Origin of the sequence: Clostridioides sp. ES-S-0048-02, assembly GCF_020658495.1 — a bacterium.
In the GTDB taxonomy this organism is placed as follows: domain Bacteria; phylum Bacillota; class Clostridia; order Peptostreptococcales; family Peptostreptococcaceae; genus Clostridioides.
Genome location: NZ_JACVWH010000013.1, coordinates 53,793 through 75,108, shown reverse-complemented (window position 1 = coordinate 75,108; position 21,316 = coordinate 53,793). Strand labels below are relative to the sequence as shown.

The following is a 21,316-nucleotide window of genomic DNA, read 5'->3' as shown; positions in this document are numbered from 1 at the left end:
TGTAACTTTTACTCTTCATGCACTTCATAAAATAGTGTATCTAACATATATAACAAAGGACTATTTTTATTTATAACTAGTTCTTCTTCATCTTTAATGTAGAATTTTATTAAATCTTCATCTATGCAATAAGTTATATAATTATCCTCACCTATACACATACCTACTTCTTTTTCTATCTTATTTTGGTCTGCTATTTTTATATCTGCTATTGCATCAAGTGTATCTACTATTTTATAAAATATCCTTTCTCTATCACTCAATTCGTGACTTTCATCTTCCTCATCTCCTACATGGGTAAGATATTTGATTAGTTCATCTTCTTCTATATCTCCGAAGAACTTTAACATAAACTCAAAAGTAAAATCATCAAAGAGTTTTTCATCCATTTCTAAATACTCAAAATTCATTTTCTTATAATTCAAAGTTACACTTATTGCAATTTTTCCTACTATATCTTTATCTATTTCTAAAATCTCACAATCACTAGCTATTTTAGTGTTAATGGTATTCATAGAGTTTTTAAAATCATTTATCATTTCTAATTCATTAAAGGTTAAATCCATCTCACTTTCAGTTCCAACACTTACTATTCTGTTATTTTCTTTCATTTTCTTATTCCTCCTTAAATTTAAGTTTTTAAAGTTATATTTAGCAACTTCTGAATTTAGTTTTCAAAACCCTTTAGTACTTTTTCTAAAACTGGTATTACATTTTCATAATATCTAAAATTAGGTACTTGTTTATCTGAATATTTAGCTTTATCCCATACATTAATTCCATACTCATCTGTTTTTAGATTATAAGCATTTGCTAATCCTCCAACTTTGTTAGCTGAAATTCCTAACATCTTACCTATATCTGTAGCTGAATAAGTTTTTCTTTCCATTTTAGGTAGTGGTATTAATGTTTCTCCAGAAATAAGTTCAGTAGTTTTTGAATACATTACTTGAGCAAATTCTGGTATCCCTGCTTGTGATACTTTATCAGCTAACTCTAAATAAATCTTTGCTTCTCTTGTTCTTGCATTTTTTAATCTTGCTTGAGCATTCATGTATTTTATTTCTGATTCATCCTTAGTATCTTTAGTTTTTTTACTACTATATGTACCTGTTTTACGAATAGATGGTAATACTTCATCAGTAACCCAATCTTGAAATTTTTCAGCCTCTTCTTTTTGAGATTTAAAGATTAACTTATATACCCCACTCTCAGTTAAAAAATTCTCACCTGTATTATGTAACTTTCTAAAGTTGTACTTAGCAACTTTAGAATTTGTAAGTTTTATCACTTGCTTATCATTCATTTTACTTAATGCTGTTTTTACTCCACTTTCTGTAAGTTCTAAACATGTTCCACAATCATATGGGTTAAATAAAATTTCACCTTCAAACTCAAACACTTCTACTTCTTTTCCTTCAAATACCATTAAGTTACTACTCATAATTTCTTCCTCCTCAATTTTAATTTTCTAAAGTCAACACTACTGATTTTATAATTAATCTATACATATCACCTTCTGGTGCTACATTTACTTACAAAGTCTTAATTTTACTTTGTAAACAATGTATGTAATGTTCCATCACCCATTTTCAATGCATCTTAATTATTCTTATTCCTCCTTTATAAGTTCTTCTACTGGAATATCTAAAGCCTTGGATATTTCATATAAAGAAAGTCTTCTTGGTATACTTTTTCTATTTATAGCTCTTGATATTGTTGACTTTGACAGACCACACTCTTTTGATAGTTGATTCAATGAATAACCTTTCTTCAACATAGCTAAATCTAATACTTTAATATTTAATCTATAGCTCATTTTATATATCACCTCTCTCTATTCTTAGTTCCATATTGGAACTTTATTTTTGTAATTTAATATTATCATTCCATTTCGGAATAGTCAAGATTATTTTTAATATTTTTTATTGTTTATCGTTCCATTTTGGAATTGAATGTTTTATAATATGATTATATAATTAAAGGGAGGTTAAAAAATGGGCGTTGGAGAATCAATAAAAAAATACAGACTTGAAAAAAATATTTCCAGACAGGAGTTAGCAAAAAAATTAGGTGTAAATATTTCTACAATTACACGTTATGAAAATGGTATAAGAGAACCTAATATAGATACTTTAATCAAAATAGCTAGTATATTTAGAATTAGTACAGATTTACTCTTAAAAAAAGAAATACTTTATGACATAGGGTATATAATCAAAGAAGAGCGAGAAGAACTGAGTCTTTCTTTAGAAGAATTATCAAAATTAAGTGGTATTGAAAAAGAAAAACTAGAGGAGTATGAAAATGATTTAATTCCAATTGAGGAAAATGATTTTACATCTATATGTGAAGCTTTTGATACAACACAATCAGAGATATTTAATAAATATTGCTTATACGATGAATATATACCGAAAATTTTTAACGGAGATGTAGTTAAATATGAAGAGTTTAAAAAAGCAGTTGACTTTGATAATCTTAGTGCGACTAAAGAAAATAAGCTTTTAGCAAGCTTTAATGCCTTAAACGACATTGGGCAAAACGAGGCAATAAAAAGAGTAGATGAACTTACTCAAATAGATAAATATGTAAATAAAAATCATATAGATACAATGGCAGCACATAATGACCACTTAGATGAAGAAGGAGAAATTGAAAAAATATATCAAGATTTAGATGATATGAAAAAATGGTAGGTGTCTAATTTGAATAAATATGAAGAATTACAAACTGAAGCTTATGACAACAATATTTTAATTAAAGAAGTTCCTTTAAAATCTAATTCTAGTGGTCTATATATCAATAACAAAATTGCACTTAATAAAGATAAACTTACTACCTTAAGTGAAAAAATTTGTGTTTTAGCAGAAGAATTAGGACACCACTACACATCATATGGTGATATTATAGATTTAAATAAAGTTGAAAATAGTAAACAGGAATATAAAGCTAGATTAAGGGCTTATAACAAGTTAATTGGTCTTAAAGGTATAATAGATAGTTTTAATGCTGGTTGTAAGACTATATCTGAAATGGCAGAATACCTTGAGGTAACTGAAAAGTTTCTAAAGGAAGCTTTAGAATGTTATAAAAATAAATATGGTATTTCAGCTACACTAGATAATTATGTAATATTTTTTGAGCCAAGATTTAGTATTATGAATGCGAATTTTTTATAACAATTCATAGTTTATTTAAGAGTAACTAAACTACTCTTAAATATAACTATAAAAAAGGTGGTGATGGGATGTTAAGAGTAGCACTTTATATACGTGTTAGTACAGAAGAACAAGTTTTAAATGGGGATAGTATAAGAACACAAATAGAGGCTTTAGAACAGTACTCTAAAGAGAATGATTTTGACATAGTTGGTAAGTACATTGATGAAGGATTCTCTGCAACTAATTTAAAAAGACCTAACTTACAGCGATTATTAAAAGATGTAGAAAAGGATAAAGTAGACCTAGTTCTTTTAACTAAAATTGACAGACTAAGTCGTGGTGTTAAAAACTATTATAAAATCATGGAAACTTTGGAAAAGCATAAATGTGATTGGAAAACCATTTTAGAAAATTATGATTCTAGTACTGCTGCTGGTAGATTACATATAAACATTATGTTATCTGTAGCAGAAAATGAAGCAGCTCAAACATCTGAAAGAATAAAATTTGTTTTTCAAGATAAGTTACAACGTAAAGAGGTTGTAAGTGGCACAATTCCAACAGGTTATAAAATAGAAAATAAGCATCTAGTTATTGATAAAGAAAAAGAATATATAGTTAAATCTATTTTTGATGAATATGAGAAATTATGTTCTGTTAGAAGTTTAATAGATATAATTAATAATCTTTGTGGCGAATTATATAGTTATAATAAAATAAAGAATATACTAAAAAATGAACTTTACATAGGAATCTATAATAAACGAGGATTTTATGTTGAAGATTATTGTGAGCCAATTATATCAAAAGAACAATTTCAGAGAATCCAAAGAATATTAGAAAAAAATAAAAAATCTACTCATAATAAAAATAGAAACTATCATATTTTTTCTGGTCTTTTAAAATGTAAGGAGTGTGGTCGAACATTAAAGGGTAATTCTAAAAACATTAATGATAAAAGAGTTTACTTATCTTATAGGTGTTCTACATTCTATCTAAATAAAAACTGCATACATAGCGTAACTCATAATGAAAAACACATTGAAAATTATCTTTTAACTAATTTAAAACCACAATTACATAAGCATATGTTGAAATTAGAATCACAAAATGAAAAAATTAGACAAATGAAAAGATTTAGTAAAAAAGATGAAAAGAAAAATATTATGAAAAAGTTAGATAAAATAAAAGACTTATATTTGGAAGATTTAATTAATAAAGAAACTTATCGAAAAGATTATGAAAAATTACAATCTCAATTGGATAATATAACTGAAGAACAAGAAAGTCAAATTATTGATACATCACATATAAAAAAATTCTTAGACATTGATATTAATGAGATGTATAGTAATTTAAGCAAGGTTGAACGCAGACGTTTTTGGCTGTCTATAATAGATTATATAGAAATAGATAATAACAAAAACATCACAATTAATTTTATATAATTATTCGGACTAATTAATAGTAACCATTAGGACCAAGTAAGCCTATCAAATTTGGACTTTCAAGACTTATATTTATATCTTTTAGTGCTTCCTTCCCTGCTCTATAAATCATATTTAAATTTTTAACATCAATTTTCATGTTTCACTCACCTTTCACGTTTTTTAGTTTCTTATTACATTTTTTATTATATAAATGAAGTATGTAGTTAATATGTTCTTATCTTGTTTTTTATATGGTAGCTAAATACTTTTTAAATACATTCTTATACTCAAAATAACCCTATACTAAAATTTAAATTTAACCTTAAAATTTTAGTATAGGGTTATTTTATTTATAAAATATTTACTGCAATGTATTTTTTAATGCGATAGGAAATATAGCTGTAAATTTTACACCTACTGATGTATTTTCAATTTTATATTTGACCTTGTGCATATCAAATATAACTTTAATAATATACAATCCTAGACCACTTCCACCAGATTGTCTACTTCGTGACTTATCTACACGATAAAAAGGATTAAAAATATTTTCTATCTCAGATTCTTCTATAAATGTATTTGAATTCTCAACTTCAAAAACTCCACATTCATTATTCTTATACAATTTTATACTTACCAAAACACCATTTTTTGAGTGCTTAATTGAATTGTTAATAATATTAGAAATAGCTTTTTTCATCAATTTTATATCTACAAAAGAGTATAAATTTTTTTCTATATCAGTAATAATATCTATATTCTTATTTTCTGCTAATATTAAGTAATTTTGTATTGATTTCTGTACTAATGAACTCATATTAATTTCTACTGTATTTAATTTAAATCCAGATGACTCCATACGAGAAATATCGAGAATTTCACGTACCATTTCTTCCATACTTTCTATTACTTTAAGTGAATGTCTTAAATAAGTATCTCTATCTTTATACATGCCAACATTGTATATCATGCCTTCAAGTTGACCTTTTATAATCGTAATTGGTGTTTTTAACTCATGAGATACTGCTGCAAAAAAAGTTCTTCTACTTATTTCATTCTTTCTTTCCTTTTCAATGTCTTCTTGAAGCTTTAAATTTGCATGCTCAAGATTATTAAGTGTGCTTGATAAATTATGTGCAAGCTCATTTAAACTTAAAGCAAGAGAGCCTATTTCATCATCACTTTCTACATCACATCTAACATCTAAATTCATCTGTGCAATTTTTTTTGAAGTATTACTTATCTTGACAACAGGTTTTGTAATTACTCTAGAATAAATAAATGAAGTAACTAGTGATATTATCAAAATCATTATTGCAACTACTGGTATCAATTTTAATAAAACCATAGAAGCTTCATCAACTACCATCAATTTTGGCATAACAGAGAGAATATATTTATCTGAACTATTTTTAAATGTAATATCAGTGGATATGGCACTTACATAACTACTTCCCGAAATTTGATTATTATTTAGGTAATTATATAAAAAATTATCTTCATTAAATATGGTTCTTTGCTTCTTATTTGATATAATATTTTCATCACCTAATTTCCCATACTTTATATTAGATGGTATTTCTACTGATTTTCCATTTTTCATTAAATTAATAGACACATTATTTTCAATTATAAAATCATAAAATTTAGGTGTAGAATCCTCATATTTAGTCTTCTCAATAACTTTAACAAATTCATTCAGATTTTTTTTGATATCATCTGTTAAGTATGATTTATATGTTTTGGGCATTGACATCATGATAAATATGTAAATTAGTGTACAGGATAAAATAAGTATCAAAGTTGTATTAAAAAAAACTTTTCTATTTAGACTTTTCTTAATCCAATACATCAATCCTATATCCTACCCCTCTTATTGTTTCTATGTAATTCACATCAAGCTTTTTTCTAAGATTTTTTATATGTGTATCTACAACCCTTTCATCTCCTAAAAAATCATATTTCCACAGGCTATTTATTAAATTTTCTCTAGTAAGTACACGCCCCTTGTGTTCTATTAGTTCCTTTAGAACTTCAAATTCTCTAGCAGTCAATTCAATCTGTTTACCATTAATAAAAACTTTATATCCTTCAACATCAACATTGATATCTCTATATGATAAAAATTCTCTATCTTCATGATTTTCTTCCTTATCCCCAGTTCTTCTTAATACTGCCTCTACTCTTTTTAGAAGAACAATTGTAGAAAATGGTTTTGTAATATAATCATCCACTTTTAATTCAAATCCTTTTACTTGGTCTGTTTCTTCATCCAATGCTGTAAGTATAATAATTGGAATATTAGATTCATTTCTTATTATTTCACAAACTACAAAGCCATCTATTTTTGGCATCAGTATGTCTAATAAAATCAAATCAAATTGTTGCTTTTTAAACTTTTCAATTCCATCAAGACCATTATTTGCTGTTATGATAGTATAATCTGCATTTTCTAAAAATGTTTTTATTATATTTTGGATATCTATATCGTCTTCTATGACCAATATTCTCTTTGACAAGCTTATCCCCTCTTTCTATAATTATAAACTTTAGATTGTATAACATATTTAGATTATACACTATCTTTATGTTTTTGATGTGTAGCATATGGTACTTCTCCTAAGTACTTTTCATATTATATTTATAAAATTGTGAAGTCAATATAATAACAATATGAATTTTTTCCACTCATTTTTTAAATTTTTTTATTTTATCTTTATTAATTTTTTTTATAAATACTAAATTTTATTTGTAAATATATAGCAATTTTTATATTATTTCTATATAATATATATGAGTAAATAATTTTGGAGGATTTGTCTAATGAGTGAATTTAAAGATGTTACTGCAGTAAAAAAAGCAAACGTTTATTTTGATGGTAAAGTAAGTAGTAGAGTAATAATATTTCCTAATGGAGAAAGAAAAACTTTAGGATTGATGTTACCTGGAGAGTATACTTTTTCTACTAGAGAAGAAGAAATAATGGAAATGCTTGCTGGAAGCATGGATGTAAAACTACCTGGAAGCAATGAATTTGTGACATATAAAGAAGGTCAAAAATTTAATGTTCCTTCTGATTCAAGTTTTGATTTAAAAGTTAATGAAGTTGTTGATTATTGCTGTTCATACATAGCTGATTAATAAATATATATGATATTCTTATATAAAATTTAATGTAAATAAAAAAAGAACAACTATATTTAATATTAAGTTGCTCTTTTTTTTATATTGCTCAAATTAGTTTAAATCTGGAACTATTGTGTCTAGTATCTCATCTAATACAAATAACATAACTTTTATCATAATCGGCATTAACACTGCTAATACCATAGTTATAAGGATTAGCTCTTTACTTAGAGCTACAAATGAGAATAATCCACCTAAAAATAGAATCCCAATAACAAATGCTATGGTCATGCTTACAATTAAAAATAATCTTTCTTTATTAAATGGCAAGCATTGCTGTCTTAGTATTAAAAGACCACATATACCAGTTAATATAGCACACATTGTGGAAAATACACTTGAACTATAACCTAAATATTCGACTATATTGTAAACAATAATTACATTTAATGTTACACATAATGCTCCTGGTAAAGCATTTTTTAATATATTAAGTAAAAAATTTCCTGAAATTCTACTTCTATTTGCCTCAAGAGCTAAAAAGAATGATGGTATACCTACTGTTACAGCTCCAATCAATGATAATTGAATTGGCACAAATGGATACTGTCTACTAAAGAAAAATAATGTTAATAGTGATAAGAAGAATGAAAAGATTGTTTTTACTAAAAACAAAGAAGATGCTCTTTGAATATTATTGATTACCTTTCTCCCCTCCATAACAACCTTTGGCATGGATGCAAAATTTGAATCTAATAAAACTAAATTAGAAACATTTTTGGTAGCATCACTTCCAGATGCCATTGCAATACTACAGTCAGCTTCTTTAAGTGCTAACACATCATTTACACCATCTCCTGTCATTGCTACTGTACGATTTTGTTGTTTTAATGCTACAATCATTTGTTTCTTTTGTTGTGGGCTTACTCTTCCAAAAACACTATATTTATCAACAGCATCGTATATGTCTTTATCATTTTTAAGTGTTGTTGCATCAATAAATCTATTAGCTGTTTTAAGACCTGCTTTTCTTGCTACTTCACTTACTGTTATTGGATTATCTCCAGATATAATTTTTATATCTACACCTTCATTATAAAAAAATTCTAAAGTTTCCTTAGCCTCATTCCTAATTTTATCTAATATCAATATAAAAGCAAGCGGTTTTATATCTTCAGGTATCTTATTATCTTCCATGTAAGAGTTACTATGAGCTAAAGCTATTACTCTATTTCCTGCTTTAGAATATTTTTCAATTTCTATTTTTAAGTCTTTATATCTATCTTTAAAAATAAACTCAAAGGCTCCTATTAAGTATGTACCTTCATTTTCAAAAACAACACCACTGTATTTTCTTGCTGATGAGAATGGAATCAAATTTTTAACTTTATACGTATCTGAAATATCATATTTATCTCTTATAGCATTTAATGTCGCATTATCATCTTTAAGAGAATTACACAAATTTCCCATAATCTCATTTACATCAACTTTTTCAAGCATTACTACATCATCAACTTGCATTTTACCTTCTGTAATTGTACCTGTTTTATCAAGACATAATGTGTCAACTCTAGCAAGAGTCTCTACACAATATAATTCTTGAACTAAAGTCTTGTGGCTTGCAAGTTTTATTGTCCCAACAGCTAAGGCAATACTTGTAAGCAGAGTTAATCCTTCTGGTATCATTCCATTTACAGCTGCCACAGTACCTACTACAGATGTTACTATAGAATCTCCATTTCCAAAATGTTGTTTTACAAACAATATAATTCCTAAAGGAATAATTATTACACCAACAACTTTTAATATTGCATTTAATGAATTTCTGAGTTGAGAATTGTGTTTCTTGGAAATTTTAGCGTCACTAGCTATCTTATTTGCATAGTTATCTTTTCCTATGTTTTCAACTTTTACAAATGCATCTCCAGAAACTACAAAACTACCAGAATATAAAAAATCACCTTTGCTTTTTACAATAATATCAGATTCTCCTGTGATTAGAGATTCATTTACCTCTAACTTTCCTTCTAAAACTTTTGAATCAGCACAAATTTGATTTCCTGTTTTTAAAATCATAATATCGTCCAGCACTAATTCTTGAACATCAATCTCTATTTTCTCTTTTTCTCTTATAACAGATACTTTGCTTGATACTATAACAGATAGATTGTCCAACAATCTTTTTGCTCTTATCTCTTGAATCACACCAATAATAGTATTAATTACAGCAATAAATATAAATAAGGTATTTTTAAAAGAGCCAACTGAAACTAGCAAACAAACTAAAACAATATTTATAAGATTAAAAAGTGTAAATATATTATCTTTAAAAATTTGCTTGTATGTTTTAGTTTTTCCATTGTCAAATACATTAATTAAATTGTCTTCTCTTCTACTTTTAAGTTGTTCACTGTTTAATCCAACATTTATATCACAATTATATCTTTTTAAGTTAACTTTATCCATATTATACTCCTTTCAACTTAACTTTTTCTTTAATAGTAATATCTATAAATATATTGTAAAATTCTAATTTAGTTTAATATATCTTATTGTAGTTTATATAATAAAACATAAATCTAAAGATTTAAATATCATAATTCTTAAGATTTCCTAAATTTTTTATGAATTTCGATATATTCTTATTAAGTTTAAATTAAGTTAAAAGAATAAATGGGTTTATTCCCTATAAAATAAAACTAGTTTGTATATTCAATTTCCAAATCTTCATGTTTTCCTTTACCATATATAATCATTCCTATAACTGAAATTATTATAAGCATACTTCCTACAATACTATAAAAATTGAACTTTTCATTCAGTAAAAATACTCCTGCAAATATAGATACTACCGTAGCGATATTTGATAATATTGATGTAAATGATATTGTTCCAATTAGTTGCATTGCTGCTGTTATTTCAATTGGTGTAAATTCACTTTTAGATAATTTTCTTACATATACACCATATGCACCTGCACAAATTACTGCCGCAAGTATCATTATTCTTCCAAGCATACTACTTGTTTGATTACCTGTATTTTGTAAATTTACTATTATAACTCCAAAAACTGCAATTACGATGCACACTACTTGTTTTAAGTTCATTTTTTCATTTAAAAATATAATTCCCATAATCCCTGTAACTACTGGTATCATAGATATCATAACTCCAACTTCTGATGTAGATGTATACTTAACTCCAAATGTCTCAAGCATAAAATATAGAAATGGTTGAAACATACATAAAATCAAGAGGGATTTAAATCCTCACATTTTCTAGTAATATATAAAAAACTTTAACAGTACATACCATGTATGTCAACATATATACAAAAAAGCTATCTAATTTAAAATAGTTTAGATAGCTTTTTAATACAAATACAAAGTTTTTGTATATTTAAATTATTTATTATTTTAATTACTTATCTTTGTGACCATGTTAATATAGGCTTTTTCACTGCTCTTGCATCATCAACTCTTTTAACTAAAGTATTATGTGGAGCAGTTTTTAGTAATTCTGGCTCTTCCTTAGCTTCTTTGGCGACATTCTTCATAGCTTCAATAAAACTATCTAATGTTTCTATACTCTCACTTTCTGTAGGCTCTATCATAAGTGCTTCATTTATAATAAGAGGGAAATACATTGTTGGAGGATGATATCCATAATCCAACAATCTCTTTGCTATATCAATAGTTTTTATATTTGCTTCTCCTCTTGGTAATCCACCTAATACAAACTCATGTTTACATAAAGTGTCTATTGGTAAAATATAATCATCTTTTATACTTTCTTTTATATAATTAGCATTTAGAACTGCCATTTCACTAGCTTCTTTAAGTCCATCTCTTCCCATTGTCAATATATATGTGTAAGCTCTTACAAGGACTCCAAAGTTTCCATAGAAATTTTTAATTTTTCCAATAGACTTTGGTCTATCATAATTTAATACATATTTATCTTCTTGTTTTTCGATTATTGGAATTGGTAAAAAAGACACTAACTCTTTTTTTGCTCCAACAGGTCCAGCCCCTGGACCACCACCACCATGAGGAGTTGAAAATGTCTTATGAAGATTAAGATGGACTACATCAAATCCCATATCTCCTGGTCTTGTTATTCCCATAATAGCATTCATGTTTGCACCATCATAATACAAAAGACCACCTGCTTCATGTACAAGGTCAGCTATTTCTTTTATATTTTTTTCAAATAGCCCAAGAGTACTCGGATTAGTAAGCATAAGGGCTGCTACTTCATCATTTAAAACTTCTTTTAATGCATCTATATCTACAGCACCATTTTTATCAGACGTTATTTGAATTACATCAAAATTCGCCATAGCTGCACTTGCTGGATTTGTTCCATGTGCAGAATCTGGAATTATTACTTTAGTTCTTTTATAGTCTCCTCTATTTTCATGATACGCTTTTATAAGCATAAGACCTGTAAATTCACCATGTGAACCTGCTGAAGGTTGAAGTGTCACTTCATCCATACCTGTAATTTCTGCAAGTTTATTTGATAAATCATACATAAGAGCAAGAGACCCTTGTGCTGTATCTGAAGATTGATATGGATGCATTCCAGTAAAGTTTGGAAGTGCTGCCATATCTTCATTAATTTTAGGGTTATATTTCATTGTACAAGAACCTAAGGGATAAAAACCAGTATCAACACCAAAATTCTTATTTGACAATAAAGTATAATGTCTAACTAATTCTAATTCACCAACTTCTGGTAAGTTTAATTCATTTTGTCTAGCCATAGTTGGGTCAATCATATCTTCTATTTTTATATCATCTATATCTAATTCTGGAAGTGAGTATGCTTTTCTACCTTTTTTAGATATATCTATCAACAAACTATTATATTCTTTCATTATAACCCCTCCATTATTCCAACTAACTTATCTATTTCATTTTTACTTCTTTTTTCAGTTACACAAAGTAAAGTTGAATTTTTTAATTCTGGATAATTGTGTTCTAAATTATAACCACCTAATATATTTTCTTCTAAAAGTTTATCGTTTATAGTGTCTATATTATAATTTCCTTGTACTGCAAATTCTTTAAAAAATCTGCCTTTAAATATAGGTCTGTATTTTCCTGTTTGCACAAGTTTATTATAAGCATAGTGTGCTTTTTTCATTGATTGCATACCAACTTCTTTAAATCCTTCTTTACCCATAGTAGCCATGTATATTGATGCTACAAGAGCATTTAGAGCTTGATTTGAACATATATTAGAAGTTGCTTTTTCTCTTCTTACATGTTGCTCTCTAGTTTGTAAAGTTAATACATATGCAATTTTCCCTTCTGTATCTAAACTTTGCCCAACTATTCTTCCAGGCATTTTTCTTGTATATTTAGATTTACTAGCCAAAAATCCTACATAAGGACCTCCAAAATTAAGAGGATTTCCTAGTGATTGAGCTTCTCCAACAACAATATCTGCTCCTATTTCACCTGGTGTTTTTAAAACACCTAATGATATTGGGTCAACACTCATAATTAACATGGCTTTATTTTCATGAGTTATTTTTTCTATTTCTTCCATCTCTTCAATAATCCCAAAGAAGTTAGGAGTTTGTATAAGGACACATGCTGTATCTTTATCTACAGAAGTTCTTAATTTTTCTATATCTGTAGTTCCATATTCATTACAAAAATCAATTTCTACTATTTCACAATCTTTATATTGTAAATAAGTTTTTAGTACTGATAAAGTTTCTGGATGTGTAGTTTTTGATACTACTATTTTACTTTTTCTAGTTTGATTCATTGCCATTATACATGCTTCTATTGCAGCAGTCGCTCCATCATACATTGATGCATTTGCAATTTCCATACCAGTAATTTCTGCAATCATAGATTGGAACTCAAACACTACTTGCAAAGTTCCTTGACTTATTTCTGCTTGATATGGAGTATATGCTGTATAAAATTCGGACCTTGAAGTTATATGCTTTATAATTGATGGTATATAATGGTCGTATGCACCAGCTCCAAGAAAACAAGTTAAATCTTCTAGACTTAAATTTTCCTCTGACAATCTTTTTACTATTTTACTAACTTCCAATTCAGATTTTCCACTATCTAGATTTAAATCTCTTTTTAATTTTAGTTCATCTGGTATATCTGAAAATAATTCATCAACTGAGTTTAATCCAACTACTTTTAACATTTTTTCCTTATCTTCATTTGTGGCAGGTATATATGAAAATTTATTTTCTTTATTTACTACAACATTATCTTTTTTATATTGTTTTTTATAAAAAGGCTTCTTAACTGTTATAGCAGGAACAACTTTTTTTCTAATTGCTATACCTATTTCATTTCCTGCTTTTGCATATTCAGCATCTATAATTCCCATTCCTAAGATTTTTCCTGTTGTTGGAGATGCACACCCAGTAGTTACAAAACCAACTGTTTTATCTCCAACTTTTATATCATATCCATTTCTAGGCATCCCTTTACCTTGCATTTCAAATCCTACTAATTTTCTTTTAATCCCATTTTCTTTTTCTTCTGCTAAGATTGATTTGCCAATAAATGATTCCTTATTTACTTTTACAAAAATAGATAATCCTCCTTCAAGTGGAGATATGTGTTCATTTATCTCATGTCCATATAGAGGTAGAGCTGCTTCAAATCTTAAAGTATCTCTACAACCTAGACCAGCTGGACATATATCTTCTCCTCCAACTTTCAGGACTTCATCCCAAATTGCTTTTATATGTTCATTTTTGCAATATATTTCAAAACCATCTTCTCCAGTATATCCTGTTCTTGAAACTAAACAAGAGTATCCAGATACTTTTATTTTTGGCATTGACTTATAAAATTTTATTGATTCTAAATTTATGTCCGTGATTTTTTGAAGAATTTTTTCTGCTTTAGGTCCTTGAACTGCTAATTGACAAACTTCATTAGATATATTTTTTATATTTACTTTATACCCTTCACTTTGCTTCATTATCCATACAACATCTTTGTCTATATTTCCTGCATTTATTACTAACAAATAATCTTCTTCCCCAAACTTATATATTAATAAATCATCAACTACTCCACCATTTTCATAGCACATAGGTGTATATATGATGTCATTGACTTTTAATACACTTATATCATTCGTAACTAGATTTTGTATAAATTTTTCTGATTCTACTCCTTTTACTTCTATCTCTCCCATGTGAGATACATCAAATATACCTGCACTTTTTCTAACCATTTCATGCTCTTTGTTTATTCCTTCATATTCTAAAGGCATTTCCCAACCAGCAAATTCAACAAGCTTTGCACCAAGCTCTTTGTGTGTATTATACAAAGGTACTCTTTTTAATTCATTCATATATAACCCTCCCTATAAAACTAAACTTATTCTATTTAAGCAACTTCGCCATTATGTCCTGTATTTTCCCATAAAAAAAAATATATAAGCATAGGAAATAATCCTAGCCTATATATCCCTGTTTGTATACCTGAAAGATTTAATAATTTAATATTATTCTGCTTCTTCGGTGACTTATAATATTTAACTTAAGTCTCTCCAGAGTCCCATCAATTAGCGATATCTTTGCCTGAAAGCTTCTCTAAGAATTGGCATTTCTTAAATTTCTTCTTCGGCGCCTTTTTGTATAAAGGTCTCTCTCGCTAATCTCACTTGGAAATATTTATTTTCAATTTTATTTTATGAATATTTAAATCAAATGTCAACACATTATATTTATTTTTTTTTATGTATTAATTTTTTTGTTAAGTTTTTATTATCAATTATTTCTCTTTTATATTATTCACTCTTCTGCAAACATATTATATATTAATGCAAAATAACATTTTCACTTAATTTATTATTAAAATAACACACAAAGAACCAAATGTAAATTTGTATCGAGATTTACTATAACATGTTAAAAGTATATTCATACACTTAATGAAATCGTTTGCAATTTTAAACTTGTGAAAAATAAGATTTTTAAAATAGAATATTTTTAATAGAATTACAACTATTGAATGGTTATGTGATTTGAATATTTCTTAAAATTTTAATCATTTTATACTTTTAAAATACATTGCTATAAAATTTTATACCTTTATTTACATACATTTTAAATGTTGTATATGTAATTTTATTTTTGTATAACAAAAAGAACTTATTGAGCTTTTTTACAAGTTTTCTAAAAATAACAATATAGCAAATTCCTATCATTAGGTATCCCTATTAATTTAATATAGTTATTTATCAAAAAATAAAAACGGGATAGCCCACTCCGAAAGCCAGCAACCCCAGTTTTTTTTCAGCACAACTAAGTACTGTAAAGTGCGGATGAAGGGAGTCGAACCCCCACGCCAATGGCGCTAGATCCTAAGTCTAGTGCGTCTGCCAATTCCGCCACATCCGCTTATATTACTCTTTTATTTTACTATATTTCGCTATTATTTTCAATAACTTTTTTAAATTATCTAAAAATAAACAAAATAATGATAATAAAAGGTAAAATTCATTTACAGCCTTATTCTGCAAGTTCTATTTCTGCTTCATCTACTCTCTTACCTATAATTTGAAGACCTACAAATACAGCTGCTATAGCAACTGGCAATACTATATATATTGGCAATCCAAATCCAGCTGGTATATATCCAAATACAATAGTAATTACTGCTGTAAATATAGCATATGGCATTTGAGTATTAACATGGTCTATATGATTACATCCAGCTCCCATTGAAGAAAGTATTGTTGTATCTGAAATTGGAGAACAATGGTCTCCAAATATTGCACCTGTTAAAACTGCACTTGTGCTTACTATTACATAAGACATGTCAGGATTTAGTGAATATGCAAGTGGTATCGCAAGTGGCATAAGTATACCCATTGTTCCATAAGCAGTTCCAGTAGCAAAAGATATTATTGCTCCTAATCCAAATATTAAACTTGGTAGTAAGAATGGAGGCAGTGAACCTGATAATAAATGTATCAAGAATTTAGCTGTACCTAACTCTTTTATTACTGAACTTAATGACCAAGCAAGTATTAATATTACACCAGTGATTACTAAACTTTTCATACCATCTATCCAAACATCAATTGCTTCTGATACTGTAAAAATCTTCTTAACTACAGCCATTATAATAGCAACTAAACTTGCAACTAATGCAGATTGGAATAATGCTCTAGATGCATCAGATGCACTAAACGCTTCTTTGATTGCTTCAAAAGAATATGGCGAATTTGTAAATAATTGTATTAAAGTCTTATCTTCTCCTCCCATTATAGATGTATATCCACTATAATAGAATGATGCTAGTGCAACTACTATTAATGTACCTATTGGAATTATAGCATTCCATACACTTAATTTCACTCCATCTTTTGGAGCTAAATCATCCAACTCTTCAACACCTTCATCAAGGTCTGTACCAATTTTTCTACTTCTAGATTTTATTTCAGCTTTTCTCATTGGTCCAAATTCTTTTAATAATAACGCTGAAATTACAATAAATGCTAATATTAATATGTTATAAAATCTAAATGGTATTGTATTTAAAAATATGCCAAATGCATCAACATCTACACTGATACTTTCAAAAGCATCATGTATCAAACCAACTTCAAGACCTATCCATGTAGATATTATAGCAAGCCCAGCAACTGGTGCTGCTGTAGCATCTATTATAAATGCTAATTTTTCTCTTGATATTTTCATTTTATCTGCAACTGGTCTCATCATAGGTCCTACAATTAATGAATTAGCATAATCATCAAAGAAAACTAAAAGACCTAAAAACCAAGTTATAATCTGTGTACCTTTAGCTGATTTTGCTCTCTTTGCAAGTGCTTCAGCTATAGCCTTAGCACCACCCATCTTGGCAACAAGATTTATTACTCCCCCAATTGCTAAGACTTGTAGTATTATCCCTGCATTCCACGGGTCTGATAGAGATACTAAAGCTCTATCTACTAAGTCTAAAAACGCTTGTATAAATGCAGCAAATACATTAACTCCACTGACTTGAATTATAAAACTTCCAGAAAGAATTCCTAGCAATAAAGAAATTATTACATTTTTAGTTATAAATGCAAGTATTATAGCAACTAATGGTGGTATTAAAGTTAAAATTCCAAATTTTTCTGCGTTAGCCAGTGCAATGGTATCTATATCTTCCTCTGCAAATACCATTACAGTTGACATTATAAACATAATTGTCGTCAGAAAAATAATGTTAAATTTTTTATTTCTCATATAAATCTCCCTCTCTTTTTAATTTTGTGAATTATATAGGGTATTATGGGTTATGATAAAATAAAAAAGCCTTGAGTGGTAAACACTCAAGGCTTAAACATTACAATACATTGATAATACTAAAAACAAATATAATATAATTCCTTAAATGATAGCTCACCACAAATAAACCTGTGACAGTTGTACATATATTTTATGTACCCCCAGCAATATAATCTTAAAGCATCGATTATAAAACTTCGGCAATATCCCCTTTCCCAATAATTCTTTGTGCTTAACTCCTTATTGGTACTGATAGATTATTGCGCCTCTACCCTTTTATTCACTTTTATTAAATATATTTTGAGTATATATTATTTATTTAAAATTTGCAAGGAAGTTTTAAAAATTTTACTTTAAAGGATTTTTTATATTATTGTCGAATTATAAAAATAATTGTACTAAAATCAGCTAAAAAAATTTTATCAATTATATGGAGGAATTACTTTAATGTTATTAATTTACAATGAAAAAACAAACCCTTATTTTAATTTAGCAATGGAAGAATATCTACTTAAAAACTTTGACGAAGATTTATTTATTTTATGGAGGAACGAACCTTCTATAATCGTTGGAAAAAATCAAAATACACTTTCTGAAATAAACTTAGAATATATAAAAGAACATTCAATACCAGTTGTTAGAAGACAATCTGGCGGAGGAGCTGTATTTCATGATTTAGGAAATATAAACTTTACATTTATAGCTTGTAATAATAATAGCTTTAGTGATTTCAGAAGATTCACTCAACCAATAATAGACTTGCTTAAAACCTTAGATGTCAATGCTGAGTTTTCTGGAAGAAATGACCTTCTTATAGAAGGTAAAAAATTCTCTGGAAATGCTCAACATAACTATAAAAATAAAGTGATGCATCATGGGACACTTTTATTTTCATCTGAAATAAATGACCTTCCAAATGCACTAAAAGTAAAACCCATAAAGTTTGAAGGTAAAGGCATAAAATCTGTAAAGTCTCGTGTAACCAATATAAGCGAACATTTACAGTCTGATATGGATATACTTGAGTTTAAAGATGCTATAATGAATTATCTTTCTTCAACAAATACTGGTACTACAAATTACTCTCTAAGTAAATATGACATAGAAGAAATAGAAAAACTTACTAAATCAAAATATGAAACTTGGGATTGGAATTTTGGTAATTCACCAAAATACTCTCTTTCAAATGAATTAAAATATGCTGGTGGAAATGTAGAATTTAATTTAAATGTTGATAAAGGTATAATAACTAGTATAAAGTTTTTTGGAGATTTCTTTGGGAAGTGTGATGTATCTTTTGTAGAAGATAAACTTATTGGTACAAAGCATGAGGAGAATTCATTGAGAGCTATTTTAGATGCTATTGAAATAAATGACTATTTCTTGGGTGCTGATACTAATATTTTAGTTTCTGGAATTTTGGGTGTTAAATAGAAATAACAAAAACTTTAAAATATTTATAAAATTATGTTTACAGATACAAAAAATCATGCTAATATGTATAACATAATTAAAAATTAATACTTCTTATCCAGAGTGGTGAAGGGACTGGCCCTGTGAAACCCAGCAACCAGTATATTTTTTAATATACATTGGTGCTAAATCCTGCAGTATTGTACTGAAAGATGAGTTTAAATTAGCTTTTAAAGCCTGAGTTTACACTCAGGCTTATTTTATTTTCACAATGTGATAAAAAGAGGGTATTTTATTTTTAACTAATCAATTATATTCAGGAGGGAATTTTTATGAAATTCAAAAAATTATTAAGTTTGTTATTATGTCTAGTATTTACTTTATCTGTAGTTGGATGTTCAAAATCTAAAGACGATAAAAAAATTGTTGTTGGTGCTACTTTAGTTCCAGGTGGAGAGTTGTTAGAGGAACTAAAACCACTGATTGAAGAAAAAGGTTATACTTTAGAAGTTAAGAACTTTGACGATTACATACTTCCAAATGAAGCTTTAAATAATGGCGAAATTGATGCAAATCTATTTCAACATGAACCTTATCTAAAAGAAGCTGTTAAAGCTAAAGGTTATAAAATAATGGCAGGAACTAAACTATATGTATGCCCAGCGATACTTTACTCTTACAAAATAAAATCTGTTGATGAATTTAAAAAGGGAGATACAATTGCAATAAGCAACAATCCATCTTCTTGTTCTAAAGACCTTAGATATCTTGAAAGTATAGGACTTTTAACTTTACCTAAAGAAAATAATTTAGTTAGTCCTAAAGATATAATTGAAAATCCAAAGGGCATACAATTCAAAGAATTAGATATTGCTCAAATACCATCTTCTCTTCCAGATGTAACTGCTGCATTTATAGACACTACTTACGCAGTACCTGCTGGTCTTGATGCTAAGAAAAATGGAATCTACACAGCACCGGTAAATGATGAATATGCTAATCTTTTAGCATTTAGAAGTGAAGATAAAGATAGTGAAAAAATTAAAGTTCTACAAGAAGTTCTTACATCAGATAAAGCAAGAAACTTAATTAAAGAAAAATACAAAGGAATTGTAATTCCTGTTTTTTAGTAGAATTAGTATAATTTTAATATTATTATTGTAATCTTGTTGAATATTGACTTGTTAAGTGCTACCATTTAAGTAAATCTATGTTTGTGGAGGAAGATTACTATGGCTATAGAATTGAAAAAAGGACAAAAAATAAATCTTACAAAAAAAGAAAATACCGATTTAGGTGAGATTTTAGTTAATTTAAATTGGAATCAAAAAGTACAAAAAAAGGGCTTTTTTGGAGCTCTAAGAAATAGTAATATAGATTTAGATTTAGGTTGCTTGTTTGAAATGAAAAATGGTGTAAAAGGTGCTGTTCAAGCGTTAGGCAATTCCTTTGGCAATTTAGAACATCCTCCTTTTGCTCAACTAGATGGAGATGACCGAACAGGAAGCAATACACAAGGCGAAAATATAAGAATCAATGGTAACAAGATAAAAGAAATAAAAAGAATATTGATTTATGCTTTTATTTATGAAGGTGTGGCTAATTGGTCAGAAGCTGACGGAGTTGTAACTATTAAACAAAAACAAGATTCTGATTTAGTGGTTAAGCTTGATGAGCATAAAAATGGCTATAATATGTGTTCAATAGCATTAATAGAAAATGTAAATGATGAAACATTTAGTGTTGAAAAGGTAGTTAAATACTTTAAAGGACATAGAGAAATGGATAATGAATTTAACTGGGGCTTAAAATGGGTTGCAGGAAAAAAATAACAATGTTTAAGAGACTATAGGTAAATCTACTTATAGTCTTTATTTATGTATTCACTA

The 21,316-nt window shown here is 27.7% G+C and carries 18 protein-coding genes, 1 tRNA gene and 3 riboswitches; of the genes, 7 read left to right on the top strand and 12 right to left on the bottom strand.

Going from position 1 to position 21,316, the window contains the following annotated elements:
• Nucleotides 1-8: 8 nt before the first annotated feature.
• The 3 genes from IC173_RS15340 to IC173_RS15330 form a co-directional block, all read right to left on the bottom strand.
• Nucleotides 9-611, bottom strand: coding sequence for a hypothetical protein (locus IC173_RS15340; RefSeq protein WP_227855811.1), 603 nt, complete (start codon nt 609-611; stop codon nt 9-11).
• 56 nt (nt 612-667) lie between these two features.
• On the bottom strand, nt 668-1,444 hold the full coding sequence (locus IC173_RS15335; RefSeq protein WP_227855810.1) for a BRO family protein: 777 nt from the start codon (nt 1,442-1,444) through the stop codon (nt 668-670).
• A 168-nt stretch (nt 1,445-1,612) separates the two neighbouring features.
• Nucleotides 1,613-1,819 (bottom strand): helix-turn-helix domain-containing protein, encoded by a 207-nt coding sequence (locus IC173_RS15330; RefSeq protein WP_227855809.1) that lies wholly within the window; start codon nt 1,817-1,819, stop codon nt 1,613-1,615.
• Nucleotides 1,820-1,997: 178 nt separating this feature from the next.
• On the opposite strand from IC173_RS15330, the gene IC173_RS15325 reads away from it, so the two are divergent.
• The 3 genes from IC173_RS15325 (at nt 1,998) to IC173_RS15315 (ending at nt 4,612) form a co-directional block, all read left to right on the top strand.
• Nucleotides 1,998-2,699, top strand: coding sequence for a helix-turn-helix domain-containing protein (locus IC173_RS15325; protein WP_227855808.1), 702 nt, complete (start codon nt 1,998-2,000; stop codon nt 2,697-2,699).
• Between the two features lie 9 nt (nt 2,700-2,708).
• Nucleotides 2,709-3,182 (top strand): ImmA/IrrE family metallo-endopeptidase, encoded by a 474-nt coding sequence (locus IC173_RS15320; RefSeq protein WP_227482422.1) that lies wholly within the window; start codon nt 2,709-2,711, stop codon nt 3,180-3,182.
• A gap of 68 nt (nt 3,183-3,250) precedes the next feature.
• The gene (locus IC173_RS15315) at nt 3,251-4,612 is read left to right on the top strand and encodes a recombinase family protein (protein WP_227855807.1); all 1,362 of its coding nucleotides are present in this window, start codon (nt 3,251-3,253) and stop codon (nt 4,610-4,612) included.
• A gap of 13 nt (nt 4,613-4,625) precedes the next feature.
• Here IC173_RS15315 and IC173_RS15310 read toward each other — a convergent pair whose 3' ends face one another.
• The 3 genes from IC173_RS15310 to IC173_RS15300 form a co-directional block, all read right to left on the bottom strand.
• The gene (locus IC173_RS15310; RefSeq protein ID WP_413927554.1) at nt 4,626-4,751 is read right to left on the bottom strand and encodes a hypothetical protein; all 126 of its coding nucleotides are present in this window, start codon (nt 4,749-4,751) and stop codon (nt 4,626-4,628) included.
• 204 nt (nt 4,752-4,955) lie between these two features.
• The gene (locus IC173_RS15305) at nt 4,956-6,350 is read right to left on the bottom strand and encodes a sensor histidine kinase (RefSeq protein ID WP_227855806.1); all 1,395 of its coding nucleotides are present in this window, start codon (nt 6,348-6,350) and stop codon (nt 4,956-4,958) included.
• Nucleotides 6,351-6,432: 82 nt separating this feature from the next.
• Entirely contained in the window at nt 6,433-7,113 is a 681-nt protein-coding gene (locus IC173_RS15300; protein ID WP_227823799.1) for a response regulator transcription factor, read from the bottom strand.
• A gap of 304 nt (nt 7,114-7,417) precedes the next feature.
• Between IC173_RS15300 and IC173_RS15295 the strand changes: the two genes are divergently transcribed.
• Entirely contained in the window at nt 7,418-7,735 is a 318-nt protein-coding gene (locus IC173_RS15295; protein WP_227433130.1) for a pyrimidine/purine nucleoside phosphorylase, read from the top strand.
• Between the two features lie 96 nt (nt 7,736-7,831).
• Here IC173_RS15295 and IC173_RS15290 read toward each other — a convergent pair whose 3' ends face one another.
• The 6 genes from IC173_RS15290 to IC173_RS15260 form a co-directional block, all read right to left on the bottom strand.
• The gene (locus IC173_RS15290) at nt 7,832-10,189 is read right to left on the bottom strand and encodes an HAD-IC family P-type ATPase (protein ID WP_227433128.1); all 2,358 of its coding nucleotides are present in this window, start codon (nt 10,187-10,189) and stop codon (nt 7,832-7,834) included.
• A 233-nt stretch (nt 10,190-10,422) separates the two neighbouring features.
• Nucleotides 10,423-10,977, bottom strand: coding sequence for a DMT family transporter (locus tag IC173_RS15285; RefSeq protein ID WP_227831086.1), 555 nt, complete (start codon nt 10,975-10,977; stop codon nt 10,423-10,425).
• 170 nt (nt 10,978-11,147) lie between these two features.
• Nucleotides 11,148-12,605, bottom strand: a complete 1,458-nt coding sequence (gene gcvPB / locus IC173_RS15280) for an aminomethyl-transferring glycine dehydrogenase subunit GcvPB (protein WP_227836087.1) — start codon at nt 12,603-12,605, stop codon at nt 11,148-11,150.
• A complete protein-coding gene (gene gcvPA / locus IC173_RS20755; RefSeq protein ID WP_255613407.1) occupies nt 12,605-15,079 on the bottom strand; it encodes an aminomethyl-transferring glycine dehydrogenase subunit GcvPA in 2,475 nt (824 codons plus the stop codon). Before gcvPA ends, gcvPB begins: the two co-directional genes overlap by 1 nt.
• A 207-nt stretch (nt 15,080-15,286) precedes the next feature.
• A riboswitch (glycine riboswitch) is annotated at nt 15,287-15,391 on the bottom strand.
• Between the two features lie 658 nt (nt 15,392-16,049).
• Nucleotides 16,050-16,130: transfer RNA gene (locus tag IC173_RS15265), tRNA-Leu, on the bottom strand.
• A gap of 111 nt (nt 16,131-16,241) precedes the next feature.
• Complete coding sequence (locus tag IC173_RS15260) at nt 16,242-17,972, bottom strand: Na+/H+ antiporter NhaC family protein (protein WP_227823796.1); 1,731 nt, start codon at nt 17,970-17,972, stop codon at nt 16,242-16,244.
• A gap of 144 nt (nt 17,973-18,116) precedes the next feature.
• A riboswitch (Lysine riboswitch) is annotated at nt 18,117-18,293 on the bottom strand.
• 168 nt (nt 18,294-18,461) lie between these two features.
• Here IC173_RS15260 and IC173_RS15255 point away from each other — a divergent pair.
• The 3 genes from IC173_RS15255 to IC173_RS15245 all read left to right on the top strand — a co-directional run bounded on the left by IC173_RS15255 (nt 18,462) and on the right by IC173_RS15245 (nt 21,259).
• Entirely contained in the window at nt 18,462-19,448 is a 987-nt protein-coding gene (locus IC173_RS15255) for a lipoate--protein ligase (RefSeq protein WP_227855805.1), read from the top strand.
• A 90-nt stretch (nt 19,449-19,538) separates the two neighbouring features.
• Nucleotides 19,539-19,646: riboswitch (SAM riboswitch) on the top strand.
• 113 nt (nt 19,647-19,759) lie between these two features.
• Entirely contained in the window at nt 19,760-20,557 is a 798-nt protein-coding gene (locus tag IC173_RS15250) for a MetQ/NlpA family ABC transporter substrate-binding protein (RefSeq protein WP_227482414.1), read from the top strand.
• Nucleotides 20,558-20,659: 102 nt separating this feature from the next.
• Nucleotides 20,660-21,259 carry a TerD family protein gene (locus IC173_RS15245; protein WP_227433117.1) on the top strand — a complete coding sequence of 200 codons (600 nt, stop codon included), beginning with the start codon at nt 20,660-20,662 and terminating at the stop codon, nt 21,257-21,259.
• Nucleotides 21,260-21,316 lie beyond the last annotated feature (57 nt).